We start from the raw sequence: 13,235 nt of genomic DNA, 5'->3' as shown, positions 1-13,235 counted from the left end.
CCCTTGCCTGACAGGAGATTTGTTGATATGCGCTTTTCTCTGACCACTGTTCTTGCTGTCATGATCCTGCAGACGAGCTTTCCGGCTGCATATGCAGCGCCCAACGAAGAACGGGAGCGGATCGAGCTGGCGTCCATTATTCTCGACGAGATCATGCTGATCCCGGAAAAGGGGATGCCCGCCAACCTGCTTGCCAATGCGGCCGGGATTGCGGTCATCCCCAACGTTCTCAAGGTCGGCCTGATGGTCGGGGGGCGCTTTGGCAAGGGGATCCTGTCGCTGCGCAACGAGCAGGGGAGCTGGAGCGACCCGATCTTCATCTCCCTCACCGGCGGCAGCCTTGGCTGGCAGATCGGCGCCCAGGCGACCGATGTCATTCTCGTCTTCAAGTCGCCGCGCAGCGTCAACGGCATTCTCAGCGGCAAGGTCACCCTCGGCGCCGACGCCGCGGTGGCGGCCGGTCCGGTGGGCCGGAACATGTCCGGCGCGACCGACACCACGCTGCGTGCCGAAATCTATTCTTATTCCCGCAGCCGCGGGCTCTTTGCCGGGGTGGCGCTGGAAGGGTCGGTGCTGCAGATCGATGACCCGGTCAACGCGGACTACTACGGCGCCCGCTACCTCTCGCCGCGCAGCATCATCAACGGCAATGCCAGTCGCGAGACGCCCGAGATCGGGCGCTTCAGGGAGAAATTGCGCCAGTACTCGGGACAGCCCTGAACTCATGCCGCCACCCCCTCGATCCGAGCCCTGCCTGATGCGGGGCTCTTTTTTTTTTAGAAGAAGTATTGCAGGAAGAGGCCGCCGCTGGCGCCGGTAGTGCCGAATTCGCTGCGCGGGGTGGCCGGGAAGGGGGGGGCGGTGGAACGGGGGGCGGGCCCGCGGCTGAAATTCCAGAAGAGTTGCAGGGTGGCGGCGTCGCTGAGGGAGATTTCAGCCAGCGGGCGCAGCAGGCAGGAACCGTCGTCAAGATTGGCGATCACCAGCCCGTCGAGCCGCAGCAGGGGGTGGACTTCCCAGGAGGGGCCGAGCAGCAGGTAGTGGCGGCCGGCGAGAAAGCTCAGGCCCTCCCGGAACGGGGCGCCGGCCCAGACCGTCGGGTAGGCGGCCGGCTCGCTGCTACCGGGCCCGTTGTAGAGGTATTCGGCGAGCAGCACCAGGCCGACGTCAAAGCGATACCAGGTCTCGACCGCCGCGATGGCGAAGTGGCGGGCGGGATCGCCGCCGGGCTCCCCTGACGACGTTCCCTGGTAGCCGGCCACTTCCCCCTTCAGTCCGAGGGGGCCGAGACTGCCGGCGAGGCCGAGACCGAGCAGGGAGCGGTGACGCAGGCTGCCAACGATAGCGAGCAGGTCGACGCCGCCCCGATTCTCCGTCAGGGTGAGCAGGTAGCTGTTGTGACGACTGCTGTCGCCAAAGACGACGGTGGTCCCGATCTGGCCGCCGAGGCCGAAATAGCGGACCAGGTTCACGGCATCGACCCCGGGGCGGACATCGGTATCGATGGCGTCGGGGGGAAAAGGGGCGATGACATCGAGGGGGGAGACCAGGGCGATGCGGCCGAAGCCGAGGGCCTGGCGTCCCAGCCGCCAGTTGAATCCGGCGTGGCTGCCGGCGAGATTGGCGCGGTCGACCTGCAGCCGATCGGCCCAGCGGCCGCCGTCGTTCCAGCTCCGGTCGAGATCGAGACGGCGATTGACGCCGGCCACCGGGAGGGGGAGGTAGCCGGGCGGGTCGCTGAACAATAACTGGTTGTCGAGGGCGAATTCGACATCGAGGCCGTGGCGCCAGGGACCTGTCAGCTCCAGGCGCAGGCGGTTGCTGCTGAGGGCGCCGTAGCCGTTATCTCCCCCCGGCGGAGCCTCAAGGTAGAGGTTGAGACTCTTCAGTGAGCCCCCCGGGCGAAGTTCGGCGATAGCGGGAAGCGGGGCGGAGAGGAGGATAATAAGGAAAAGCAGCCAGCCCGTTCTTTTCATCTCGCCCCCACCGAATCACTCTCCAGTTGGCCGTCGCGCAGGCGCACCACGCGCCGTGCCAGGGCAATCACCTGGGGATCATGGGAGCTGAAGATGAAGGTGGTGCCGTGCTCGGTGTTGAGGTTACGCATCAGCCGCAGCAGCTCTTCGCTGGTGTGGGAGTCGAGGTTGGCGGTCGGTTCGTCGGCGAGGACCACGGCCGGCTGCGAGATGATCGCCCGCGCCACTGCGACCCGTTGCTGCTGGCCGCCGGAGAGGTCGCCGGGGCGGCGCTCTTCAAGCCCCGCGATGCCGAGCTCGGCGAAGAGGGCGCTTACCTTCCGGCGCCGTTCCCGTTTTGGCACACCTTGCAGCATCAGGGTGAATTCGGCGTTCTCCGCCGCCGTCAAGACCGGGATCAGGTTGTAGGACTGGAAGATGAAACCGACCTGGTGGAGACGGAACTCGGCGAGCGCCTTCGGACTCTCCCCGCCGAGATTGCGCCCGGCGATAGTGACCGAACCGCGGGTTGGCGCATCGAGGGCGCCGATCAGGTTGAGGGCCGTGGTCTTGCCGCTCCCCGAGGGGCCGGCGAGGACGGTGAACTCCCCCGCCGCGATCGTCAGGGTCAGCCCGGCCAGGGCGGTCACCGTGCGGTTGCCGACAGGGTAGATGCGGGTCAGGTCGTTCAGTTCGATCAGGGGCATGGGCAGGGTCCACCTTTAAAAATGCCGCATCGCCTCGACCGGGCGAATGCGGGCCGCCTTGACCGCCGGGTAGAGGGAAGCGAGGAGCGCCAGGGCGAGAACGTAAAGGGCGATGCGCACCATCCAGGCGATGTCCCAGGTGGCGCGCAGGATCGGGTCAAAAACGACCCCGCCGAATTCGAGGTTTTCCGGCAGGAAGGTGCGCAGGTCGATGCCGACCGTCACCAGGTACCAGGTGGCGAGGCTGCCGAGGAGGCTGCCGAGCAGCAGGGCAGCCAGGCCGAGGATCAACGCTTCGGCGAGGATCATCCGCCGCAGCCGTCCCGGGGTAGCGCCGACGGCGAGGATCACACCGAACTCGCGGATCCGTTCCAGCACCGACATCAGCAGGGTGTTGACGACGCCGATGGTGACGATGAGCAGGATCACCACGAAGATAAACTTCTGGCTCGCGTAATCGAGGCGGATGGCGTTGGAGAGGTTCGGCATCGCCTCCTGCCAGCCGAGGGCGCGCAGTTCCGGGCGGTCGGCGACCAGGGCGGCCACCTGTGGCAGGGTCGCCGCCTCGTCCCCGGTCCCGCGCAGGACCAGGGCGAGCTCGTGAATCTCGCCGGGGATGCCGGCCATGGCCGCGGCGCGGCGCCGGTCGACCATGACCAGGGAGCGATCGACCTCACGGATGCCGCTCTGGACCACGCCGCGGACGCGAAAAAGTTCGCTCGCCAGCTCGCCGTCGCGATTCTGCACTGTGATGACGAATTTGTTCCCCGGCTGCAGCTTGAGTTCGTGTAGCAGCCGTTCCCCGACCAGGGCATCGCGGCTGTTGTCGGCGCGCAGCATCTCCTCGTTGCCGAGGTGGCGCAGGAAGGGGTTGATCGCCATCTCCAACTCCGGATCGACCCCGGTCAAAAGGATGCCGCGGCTCTCGCGGCTCGACTGGGCCAGACCCGGCAGATAGACCCGCGGCAGCGCCTGCAGGACCGCCGGCAGCGCCGCCGTCGTGGTTGGGAGTTGCGCCGCCGGGAATGAGAGCTTTTCGTTGCGGCTGGCGGCGTAATTGCCGCGGTAGATCGCGATATGTCCCGAACCGGCCCGCACCCCGCTGTCGATCATGCCGGCATAAACCCCAAAGGAGAGGTTGTGGAAGGCCTGCACCAGCATCAGGCTGAAGCTCAGCGCCGCCAGGGTGATCAGGGTCCGGCGCGGGTTGCGCCAGAGATTTTTCCAGGCCAGCTGTAACAAATCCATGGCTTCCCAGGGTCAGGTGACGAGCGACGAGCGACGAGGTGCCCGGAACTCAGAACGCAAAACTTCCTATCAGTCTTCCCGAAGCGCCTCGACCACCTTCAGCTTCGCCGCGCGATTGGCGGGGAGGAAGCCGGCGAGGAGGCAGACGACCAGCAGCAGCCAGGCCGGGAGGAGGACATTGCTGGCGACGATGACGGCATGCAGGCGCGGCGGCAGGGTGCCGCCGGCGTAGGTGATCGGCGTCATGGTGGCGGAGAGGTCGATACCGTAACGGGCCATGTAGAGACTCATCAGCAGGCCGAGGCTGACCCCGGCGACGAGGGCAAAAACGCCCATCACCAGGGTCTCGATCAGGACCAGGGCGCGGATTTTCCAGGGCCGCATGCCGATCGCCATCAGCACCCCGAACTCGCGGGTCCGCTCCAGCACCGACATGAAAAAGGTATTGAGGATGCCGAGGCCGGTCGCGAGGTAGAGGATGATAACGATGATCATCCGCGAGACATCGAAGCTGGCGATTACTTCTTTCATCTCCGGCAGCAGCGTTTCCCAGCCGACGGCGCTCAGGTCGGCCGGCAGCCACCGGTTGATACGGGCGGCGACGCTGGCGGCGGCCATCGGGTCGGCGAGGCGCACCGCGATCTCGTGGACCTTGCCGGGCAGGACCATGAGCCGCTGCAGCCAGCCAAGGTTGACCAGGACCAGGCCGTTGTCGTGGCTGCTGTCGCCGGTGGCGAAGATCCCCTTGACCCGTAACAGGTCGTTGCCGATGGAGCCGTCTGCGGCCTGGGTGACAAAGACCAGCTCGTCCCCCGGCTTGACCCCGAGCCGGGCCGCCAGGCCGGTGCCGATCAGGGCGCCGTCCTTCTCCCCGCTGTCGAGATAGCGCCCGCTGCTCAGCCGCCCGGCGAGGGTCGTCACCTGGCGCTCGGCCGCCGCTTCGATGCCGAGCAGTTCGGCCGGGTAGGTCGCCTGGCGATGGGAGACCAGTCCGAAGCCGCGCAGGCGCGGCGTGGCGCCGAGGACCGCGGGATCGGCGCGCAGGGATTCGAGGGTCTGGTCCGTCGGGCTGAAGTTGGCGAAGAGGTCATGGTCATCCTGGTAGCCGCTGCGGGCGATGACCAGGTGTCCCTGATACTGCTCGGTGGCCGAGGCGAGGATGTCGGCGAGCATGCCGGAGAAGACGCCGAGCGCGAGGATCAGCAGCGACGCGGAGACGACCATCGCCGAGAGGGTGAGGAGAGAGCGGCGCCGGTTGCGCCAGATGTTGCGCAGGGCGAGACGCAGTAGCATCTCAGCGCGCCTTGAGATTGCGCAGCGAGAAGTAGTCCTCCCCCAGCGGCAGGTCGAATTCGATGCTGTCATAATGGAGGACGGTCTGTTCCTCCGGTTTGTCGAGGGGCTGCACCGTCATCGTCAGCGGCAGGGTGCGGTTCCCGACCTTTTCCACGTCGCTGAAGGTGATGGTGCGGACCGGTTGCAACGCCTCGTCGAAATAGGTGACCTGCACCGGGACCCGGGGGGCCTTGCGAACCGTGTAGACGATCCTGCCCCAGACCACCGCAGCGTCAGGGCGGGGGGTTCCTTCGATGCGCCAGAGTTCCGGAGTCTCTTCGAGGAGGGTGAAGGTATAGTCCTGGTCGACGTGATTCGCTTTGACGAGGTCGTCGTTGGTGATGTGGCTCCCCATCCAGGCGCCCCCCATCATCGACGGCGGGATCTTGATCACCCGGTCGACCTTGGGGAGGTAGTTCCAGACCTCGCGGCGCACCTTGAGGGTGGCGACGCCGCGCTCCCTGGCCGGTTCGAGGATGCGGACCAGGAAGTGCTCGCGCCCCAGGGACCAGGCCTCCATGGTCAGGTTGCGCTGCCAGTGTGCGGTCGCTACTTGCATCTCCATCCGCGAATGGGAAGAGACCCCCATGTACTGCTGTTCGACATCGTGGATCAGCTGCTGCAGGTCGAGCGCCCGCGCCAGTGCGGGGAAGGCGAGCAGGAGGGAGAGCAGGACGAGAAATGCAAACCGGAATGGTGGTGTGGACATGGAAACTCCCGGGATTGGGGGCGGCAGCACGCCGCATGCTCCCAGTATAACCGTCCCCTCCCTGCTTGGCCAGATCGTGTCGAGTGGGGAGCGGAGAGTATACTGTAAAGAGCCGCGGGCGGTTTGGCATGCTTGCGGCCGCTTCCCGGGGTCGATAGCGCTTGACCCTCGCCTGAGCCTGCTTTACATTGGCCCTCCATTGCCAAACCGAGGAGATATCCCATCGTGACCCGCATTGAACTCCCCGCCGAAAAACGGAGCGGCCACCTCACCCTGTTGCGCCAGGCGCGCAGCATCACCCCCAGGGAATTCAACCTCCTGAGTGCCGAGGAACGCCTCGAACTGATCAGCTGCGCCCAGGGGGGGGAGAAATACCGGCTACTGCTCGAGGCGGCGGATATCGAAACCCTGGTGCCGCAGCTGGCGCCTCAGGAGCTTTACCTGCTGATCCGCGAACAGGGTTTCGAGGACGTCGCCGAGCTGCTGCCGATGATCAGCAGCGAGCAGTACAACCTGCTGTTCGATCTCGACTGCTGGGACCAGGATCAGCTCGAAGGGGACGCGGTCTTCAAGTGGCTGCAGGCGCTCCTCGACTGTGGCGAGGACAAGGTGCTGCAGACAGTGCGCGAACTCGACTTCGAGATGCTGGTACTGATGCTGAAAAAGCACCTGAATGTGATCGCCGGTCCCGGGGATTTCGTCGGTGATGATGAACGTGTCGAGGCCCAGGCCCGCGATGGCGGCTACCAGCTCGATTATTTCGACAGCGAGAAATCGAAGCCCCTGGCCCAGCTCCTCGGCGTGCTCTATCGCGGCGACCAGGATTTCTTTCGCGGCCTGATCGAGGCGGTGCGCTGGGAGCAGGAGGCGCAGTTAGAGGAGGATGCCTACCAGCTCCATTGCGGTCGTCTCGAGGACTGCGGTTTCCCCGACCCGCAGACGGCACAGCGCATCTACGCGCTGCTGACCGTGGACCAGCTGGAAGCTCCGGAAAAGGTGAAGACTCCCTTTGCCACCGGACGCGGCCGGGTCCCCTCGCCGGGATTCTTCCTCGCCGCGGCGCGCCCGCTGGACCTGCTCGCCGAGGTGCTCGCCGCCGGTATCAGTGAGGCGACCGCCCGGGAACTGGTCTACCTGATCAACAAGCTGATGATGGCCGAACGGGTCGATGTCGGTGAGCCACAGCAGGTGCAGGGGGCCGCGGAAAGCGTTTACCGCTATCTCAACCTCGCCCTCGAGGAGCTGGCCGGGGAGGATGCGCTGCGCGGCCGGGAACTCCTCAACGGGCACTATGTCGAACATCTCTTCCGGGTTGGCTTCACCCTGACCCAGGAGCTGCGGCGGCGGGCCGCCGCCCTCGCCGGCAAGAAACTGGCCCCCTACTACGACCCGGCTTTCCGGGCCCTGCTTGCCGCTCTCGACCGCCGGCTACCGCTCTTTTTTACCGGGATCGAGGATGCCACCAGCGGCGGGGTGCGCCCCTTTGCCACCCTGCGGGATCTGCGCCGGGCCGAGGAGTGGCTCGGCTGGCTGGAGGTGCAGGTGCGGCTCTTCGAAAAACATTTCGACTTCAGGCTCCCCAACCCCGCCGATCTTGACCTGGACGGCTGCCAGCCGTCTGGGGCCGAGGCGCTTACCCTTTCGACTTTCTTTCTCACCGCTCTCGCCAACCGTCTGCTCGGCGGCGCGTTTCTGCCCGAACCGGTCGCCGCGGGTCGCCTCGGCGAACTTCATGCCGGGGTCAGTCACAGTGGCAAGCTGGCAGCCGGCCTGCGCCGCGAAACGGTCGCCTGGCTGGACAGCCTGGAAGTGGGGGGCGGCGCATTTGCCAATGCCGCCCTTGATCGTTGGGAGGAGGAGTTCTGTGCCCTGGATGCCGACGATCTCGATCCCCGTTTTATCGGCGGGCTGATTGTCAGGATTGCTTGAGCCGCGAGTGGTGGGGGCAGGGGGAGGAAAATAGTGTCATGCTCTTGCCGGTAACCTTGCTCTGGGGAGGGGGGAGCGACGGTGGTTCCCCGCAACCACTTCAATCCCGATCCGAGCCGGCGGAACACTCCTTGACCGGCGCGCCAGACTCCAGAAGCAGTTCCCGCACTTCCAGCCCGGCGCCGCTGCGGGTCAGGTAGAGAAAGAGCCGCAGCTGGCGCCCGGTCCCCACCGGGAGCTGGTGAAAGACGGCGGCAAAATGCTGCAGTTTGACCCCCTGCCCGCGGATCTCTCCGGTCTCGCGCCGCACCGCCTCCCGGACCCTATCCTCTTCCTCCGCAGTCAAATCGATGTCGAAAAAGGCCGGGGCCTTTCCCGGCACCACCCGTTCGCAGCGGGCAAAGTCGCGGGCGAGGAGTTCCAGTATCTCCTGCCGGCGCTCCCCGTCGAAGGTGGCATGGACAAATTCGGCGAGGGCTTCGAACAGCGCACGCTGGGAGAGCGGGTGGCGAAAGAGCCCGCGGCGACGCCAGTCGGCTTCGACTTGCAGCAGGCCGCCGGCCAGGGAGCCGGTCGCCGCCGTGAGGCCGGCCGTAAAGCCGGGGAAGCGTCCGCTGTTGACAATCAGGTCGAAGAGCCGGCTCAGCCCGCGCAAGCGCTCCAGTTCGGTGAAATCGAGGTCCGGCGTCGCCAGCACGGTGTAGGGCGGGTTGGGGTCGAAGCGGATGCCGCGGGCTGACGCCTCGCGGCGCAGGGGGGAACCGGGGAGGAGCTTGACCGGCTCGATCTGGAGATGGTGTGGGGCCAGCGTCGCGACGCGGTCGACGGAGGCGACGAAGGCGTCGAACCCCTCGCCCGGCAGACCGGCGATCAGGTCGAGGTGAAGCTGGACCGCGGTCCGCTGGCGCAGCCGGCGCACATTGGCGAAGAGCGCTTCGAGGGGAGCGCGTCGGCCGATGGCGGCGAGGGTGGCCGGCAGCGTCGACTGCACGCCGATCTCGAACTGGAAGGTGTCGGCGGGGACCTGTTCGAGGAGCTCCAGGGTCGCCGCGTCGAGGAGATGGGCGCCGATCTCGAAATGGAGGTGGCTGCCGCGGTTGTTTTCCAGGATAAAGCGGAAAATTTCCCGGGCTCGGGCCGTATCGTAGTTGAAGGTGCGGTCGACCAGCTTGATCTTCGCTACCCGTTGTGCCAGGAGCCAGCCGAGGTCGCTGTGAATCCGCTCCATCGAGAAGGAACGGACCGTGGCATCGAGGGCGCTCATGCAGAAGGAACAGTCGTAAGGACAGCCGCGGCTGCTTTCGTAGTAGACAAAGCCGCGGTAGAGATCGGCCAGGCCGAGGGTGAAGGGGGAAGGGAGGGCATCGAGGTGGGCCAGCGGCGGCCCGTCCGGTCCTTCGACCACCTCCTCGGCGCGGCGCCAGCAGAGCCGCGCCACCCCTTGCGGTTCCCGCCCGGCACTCCAGGCGGCCAGCAGGCCGTGCAGCGGCAGCTCCCCCTCGCCGCGCACCAGGGCGGTCAGTCCCGGGTGCCGGTGGAAGAGGTCGGCGCCATCGAAGGAGACCTCCGGGCCGCCGAGGACGATCCGCAGTCCCGGCCGGGCGACCGCCAGGGCGTCGACCAGTTCCAGGGTTGCGCCGCGGTTCCAGAGGTAGACCGAAAAGGCGACCACCTCCGGCTCCTCGGCGAGCAGGGCGGCGAGGACACTCTCCTTCGGCTCGTGGAGGGTGAACTCCCGAATCGCCAGTTCGACCGGCAGGTCGCGGCAGTAGGCGGCCAGGCAGGGGAGGGCGAGGCTGGGGTGGATAAACTTGCTGTGCAGGGTGGCGAGAAGGACGCGCATAGGGGGAAGAATACCGAAGGAAGAGCGCCCTGCCAAGGAGAAAGCGGCGGCCCTGGCCGGACGGCGGCGCACCATTTTAATCAAAAGTTGGGTTCAATTCCCCGCAGCTTGCTGCGCGATTTTTACTAAGGGTGTAGGCTGTTGATACCCCGTAGCTTGCTGCGGGGTAGTTCATTCCCTTTAAGTAGCGAAGTTTCATCAATTAATAGTTGACAAAGCCGGTTATCTATGAGAAAAAGCTCACCGGCGCCGACCGGGGGAACGGAACCGCATCGTTACTTTTGAGGAGTGCTTTCATGCTCAGTCGCCAGGAAATCCGGATTCCCCTTGCCGATCTCATCGCCTGCCTTTCGGACGTCATCGACCTGATCAACCCGGAGCTGGTCGATCACCACAAACGGGTAGCCTACATCGCCTGCGCCATCGCCCGGGAGATGGGGCTGGGGGAGGAGGCGAGCACCGAACTGCTGGTGGCGGGCAAGTTGCACGACATCGGCGCCCTTTCCCTGCAGGAGCGCCTCCGGCTGCTGAGCTTCGAGACCGAGTCGGCCCAGCGCCATGCCGAGGTCGGCTACCTGCTGCTGCGGGACTTCGCCCCCTTCGGTGCCGTAGCCGAAATCATCCGCGGTCACCACGAGCGCTGGGGGGAAGTGCAGGGGCGGGGCGCCAACGACCTGGTGGTCAAGTCGCAGATTCTCCACCTCGCCGACCGGGTGGCAGTCCTGACCCGCAGCGGCCCGGACGCCCTCGGTCAGGCGGCGGGAATCCGCCGGGAGATCGAGGCGCAGAACGGCGGCGTCTTCCACCCCGAGGCGGTGGCCGCCTTCCGGCGCCTGGCGGCAAAGGACTACTTCTGGCTCGACATCGTCTCGCCGCTGCTCCGTTCCCGCCTGCAACGGCGGGTCGGCATGGAGGGGTTCCTGCTCAACCTCGACGGCCTGCGCGACCTGACCCGGGTCTTCGCCCGGGTGATCGACTTTCGCAGCCCCTTCACCGCCACCCACTCCAGCGGCGTCGCCGCCTGCGCCGAAACCCTGGCCCGGCTCTGCGGCTGGAGCTGGCGGGAATGCCAGCTGATCCAGATCGCCGGCTTTCTGCATGACCTGGGCAAGCTCGGGGTGCCGACGGAAATCCTCGAGAAGCCGGGACCCCTCTCCGCCAGCGAGCGCAACATCGTGCGCTGCCACCCCTTCTACACCTACCGGACCCTGGAGCGGATTCCTGACTTCGCCATAATCAATGTCTGGAGCTCCTTTCACCACGAGTGCCCGGCGGGGCAGGGGTACCCCTTCCATGTCGACCGCCACGACCTCCCCCTCGGGTCGCGGATCATGGCGGTGGCCGACGTCTTCACTGCCCTCGCCGAGGACCGCCCCTACCGGGCGGGGCTGGCGGGGGAGGAGATCCTCCATCTCCTGCGCGAGATGGCGGCCAGCGAGGCTCTCGACGGGGCCCTGGTGGCACTGCTGGAGCAGAACTTCACCGAGGTCAACGCCGCGCGGCTGACCGCCCAGTCCGCCTCGCGCGATCTCTACCAAACCATGCTGGAAGGGCTGGCCAAGGTGGCCTGACCCGCCAGGGGAACGACAAGAAAGGAACATCACATGGCCATCAACTGGGACGACTCTCTCCTCACCGGGGTAGACGACATCGACGACCAGCACCGGGAACTCTTCCGCCGCTTCAACAATCTCCTCGCCGCCTGCAACCAGGGGCAGGGGCGGGAGGAGGTGCTCCGTACCCTGACCTTCCTCGACGACTACATCCGCAGCCATTTTCACGAGGAGGAACTGATGCAGCAGCGCAGCAACTTTCCGGACTACCCGGCACACCGGGCCCAGCACGATAACTTCATCGCCACCACCGAGGCGCTGGCGGACCAGTTCCGCAGCGAAGGGGCCTCCCTCGGACTGCTGGTCAAGACCAACACTACCCTGATGGAGTGGCTGGTCGGCCACATCCGCAAAATGGACCGCGCCTTCGCCCGGCACCTGAACGCCGGCCGCACCGCCGGCTGAGGGCGGTCCCCCCAGGATCGATGATTGTCTCCCCGCCCCCGGCTGTGGTAGTCTCACCCTGCGGGCGCCCGCGGTGGGCGGTCTCCGGCGGTCCCGATCCCCTTACCGAACGTGCAGCCGATGGCAGTTGAAAAGACCATCCTCGCCGTCGTCGCCGACGAGCGGGGCGAAGTCTTCGAACATCCCGACCTGCTGCTGGCCGGCATGAGTGGCCTCGTTGCTCGCCGGCCCCGCTCCGAGGAGCTGATTCCGCTGCCGCAGGGGAGCCGGCTCTTTACCATCCCCGGCACCCCGCCGATCGGCTTCGATCGTCGCAGCAACAAGCTGCAGACTGTCAGTGAACTGCCGCGCAGCTGGGGTGGCGGCAAGGTGCAGGCGGTGTCGGCCTTTCTCACCCCCGCCTTCACCCGTACCCTGCTTCCTGCCGCCGACTGGCGCCGCAAGGGGTTGACTCTCCCCTTGTGGTCCTACACCGCCGTTGGCTGGTGTGTCGAGGAAGAGCGTTTCTATTGCGCAGCGGTGCGCGTCGATCGCAACGACCAGTGGCGTCCCGACCACTTCGACGATCGCGACATCGACCCGGTGGTGCGCCGCATCCTCAAGGAATTTCCCGACAACCGCCTCTTCGAGCAGCTCTCCCGCTGTGCCCTCGATTATCACTGCTTCGCCGCCAAGAACCTCTTCTATCGGCGCTGGGAGGCGCCGCTGCCGACCTCGCCGGTCTGCAATTCCCGCTGCTTGGGTTGCATCTCGCTGCAGGAGTCGGAGTGCTGCCCGTCGAGCCAGGAACGCCTCACTTTCGTGCCGACGGTCGCGGAGCTCTGCCAGGTGGCAGTGCCGCACCTCGAACAGGCCGAGAACGCCATCGTCTCTTTCGGCCAGGGGTGCGAGGGAGATCCGATCCTGCAGGCCGACACCATCGCCGCGGCGGTGCGGGCGATGCGCAGGGCGACCACCCGCGGCACCATCAATTTCAACTCCAACGCCTCCCTCCCCGACGCCGTCGAAGAGCTGGCGGCGGCCGGTATCGATTCGATCCGCATCTCCCTCAACTCGGTCCAGGAAGAGCTTTATAACGCCTACTACCGGCCGCGCGGCTACCGCTTTGCCGATGTCCTGGAGTCGTTGCGGCGGGCGCGCCAGGCCGGAATCTTCACCATGCTCAATTACCTGGTTTTCCCGGGGGTGACCGACAGCGCGGCGGAGGTGGCGGCGCTGGAAGAGGTTCTTGCCCGTGGCGAAGTCGACCTGATCCAGATGCGCAATCTCGCTATCGATCCGGTTCTCTACCGGGATGCGCTGGGCGTGGCCGGGGAAGGGATGGGGATGGCAACGATGCTGGCTCGGGTCAAGGGCAACTTCCCGGAAATCCAGTACGGCTACTTCAACCGCACGCGCGAAAATTTCTTTCCGGCCGGCTACCAGAGTGATTGGCCGCTACCCGCCTGAAGCTGCCGGCAGCATGACCCTTGGCCTGTTTTTGTAATTCGG

The 13,235-nt window shown here is 66.2% G+C and carries 11 protein-coding genes; 5 read left to right on the top strand and 6 right to left on the bottom strand.

Annotation, left to right across the window (positions count from 1 at the left end):
• Positions 1-27: 27 nt before the first annotated feature.
• On the top strand, positions 28-720 hold the full coding sequence (locus ACYQ8E_RS06705; RefSeq protein WP_066727765.1) for a lipid-binding SYLF domain-containing protein: 693 nt from the start codon (positions 28-30) through the stop codon (positions 718-720).
• A gap of 56 nt (positions 721-776) precedes the next feature.
• Here ACYQ8E_RS06705 and ACYQ8E_RS06700 read toward each other — a convergent pair whose 3' ends face one another.
• The 5 genes from ACYQ8E_RS06700 to ACYQ8E_RS06680 form a co-directional block, all read right to left on the bottom strand.
• Entirely contained in the window at positions 777-1,976 is a 1,200-nt protein-coding gene (locus ACYQ8E_RS06700) for a hypothetical protein (protein WP_459860461.1), read from the bottom strand.
• A complete protein-coding gene (locus ACYQ8E_RS06695; protein WP_066727763.1) occupies positions 1,973-2,662 on the bottom strand; it encodes an ABC transporter ATP-binding protein in 690 nt (229 codons plus the stop codon). The genes ACYQ8E_RS06700 and ACYQ8E_RS06695 overlap by 4 nt, the downstream gene beginning before the upstream one ends.
• A gap of 15 nt (positions 2,663-2,677) precedes the next feature.
• A complete protein-coding gene (locus ACYQ8E_RS06690; RefSeq protein ID WP_066727762.1) occupies positions 2,678-3,910 on the bottom strand; it encodes an ABC transporter permease in 1,233 nt (410 codons plus the stop codon).
• Between the two features lie 69 nt (positions 3,911-3,979).
• On the bottom strand, positions 3,980-5,203 hold the full coding sequence (locus tag ACYQ8E_RS06685) for an ABC transporter permease (RefSeq protein ID WP_066727761.1): 1,224 nt from the start codon (positions 5,201-5,203) through the stop codon (positions 3,980-3,982).
• Position 5,204: 1 nt separating this feature from the next.
• The gene (locus ACYQ8E_RS06680; protein ID WP_066727760.1) at positions 5,205-5,954 is read right to left on the bottom strand and encodes an outer membrane lipoprotein-sorting protein; all 750 of its coding nucleotides are present in this window, start codon (positions 5,952-5,954) and stop codon (positions 5,205-5,207) included.
• A 225-nt stretch (positions 5,955-6,179) separates the two neighbouring features.
• Here ACYQ8E_RS06680 and ACYQ8E_RS06675 point away from each other — a divergent pair, with 225 nt between their 5' ends.
• A complete protein-coding gene (locus ACYQ8E_RS06675; RefSeq protein WP_066727759.1) occupies positions 6,180-7,883 on the top strand; it encodes a DUF6178 family protein in 1,704 nt (567 codons plus the stop codon).
• Between the two features lie 100 nt (positions 7,884-7,983).
• Here ACYQ8E_RS06675 and ACYQ8E_RS06670 read toward each other — a convergent pair whose 3' ends face one another.
• Positions 7,984-9,726: a B12-binding domain-containing radical SAM protein gene (locus ACYQ8E_RS06670; protein WP_066727758.1), complete on the bottom strand. Its 1,743-nt coding sequence runs from the start codon at positions 9,724-9,726 to the stop codon at positions 7,984-7,986.
• A gap of 296 nt (positions 9,727-10,022) precedes the next feature.
• On the opposite strand from ACYQ8E_RS06670, the gene ACYQ8E_RS06665 reads away from it, so the two are divergent.
• The 3 genes from ACYQ8E_RS06665 (at position 10,023) to ACYQ8E_RS06655 (ending at position 13,193) form a co-directional block, all read left to right on the top strand.
• A complete protein-coding gene (locus tag ACYQ8E_RS06665; protein WP_066727757.1) occupies positions 10,023-11,297 on the top strand; it encodes an HD domain-containing phosphohydrolase in 1,275 nt (424 codons plus the stop codon).
• Positions 11,298-11,330: 33 nt separating this feature from the next.
• Complete coding sequence (locus tag ACYQ8E_RS06660) at positions 11,331-11,744, top strand: bacteriohemerythrin (RefSeq protein WP_066727756.1); 414 nt, start codon at positions 11,331-11,333, stop codon at positions 11,742-11,744.
• Positions 11,745-11,864: 120 nt separating this feature from the next.
• Positions 11,865-13,193, top strand: coding sequence for a radical SAM family protein (locus ACYQ8E_RS06655; protein ID WP_066727755.1), 1,329 nt, complete (start codon positions 11,865-11,867; stop codon positions 13,191-13,193).
• Positions 13,194-13,235 lie beyond the last annotated feature (42 nt).

It is taken from the genome of Desulfuromonas carbonis (assembly GCF_054658035.1).
This window is presented reverse-complemented; position numbering and strand designations above follow the sequence as displayed.

Excerpts from the sequence above, each read along its gene's own strand:
- ACYQ8E_RS06705 (WP_066727765.1), top strand. The coding sequence starts at position 28 with ATGCGCTTTTCTCTGACCACTGTTCTTGCTGTCATGATCCTGCAGACG.
- ACYQ8E_RS06700 (WP_459860461.1), bottom strand. The coding sequence starts at position 1,976 with ATGAAAAGAACGGGCTGGCTGCTTTTCCTTATTATCCTCCTCTCCGCC.
- ACYQ8E_RS06695 (WP_066727763.1), bottom strand. The coding sequence starts at position 2,662 with ATGCCCCTGATCGAACTGAACGACCTGACCCGCATCTACCCTGTCGGC.
- ACYQ8E_RS06690 (WP_066727762.1), bottom strand. The coding sequence starts at position 3,910 with ATGGATTTGTTACAGCTGGCCTGGAAAAATCTCTGGCGCAACCCGCGC.
- ACYQ8E_RS06685 (WP_066727761.1), bottom strand. The coding sequence starts at position 5,203 with ATGCTACTGCGTCTCGCCCTGCGCAACATCTGGCGCAACCGGCGCCGC.
- ACYQ8E_RS06680 (WP_066727760.1), bottom strand. The coding sequence starts at position 5,954 with ATGTCCACACCACCATTCCGGTTTGCATTTCTCGTCCTGCTCTCCCTC.
- ACYQ8E_RS06670 (WP_066727758.1), bottom strand. The coding sequence starts at position 9,726 with ATGCGCGTCCTTCTCGCCACCCTGCACAGCAAGTTTATCCACCCCAGC.
- ACYQ8E_RS06665 (WP_066727757.1), top strand. The coding sequence starts at position 10,023 with ATGCTCAGTCGCCAGGAAATCCGGATTCCCCTTGCCGATCTCATCGCC.
- ACYQ8E_RS06660 (WP_066727756.1), top strand. The coding sequence starts at position 11,331 with ATGGCCATCAACTGGGACGACTCTCTCCTCACCGGGGTAGACGACATC.
- ACYQ8E_RS06655 (WP_066727755.1), top strand. The coding sequence starts at position 11,865 with ATGGCAGTTGAAAAGACCATCCTCGCCGTCGTCGCCGACGAGCGGGGC.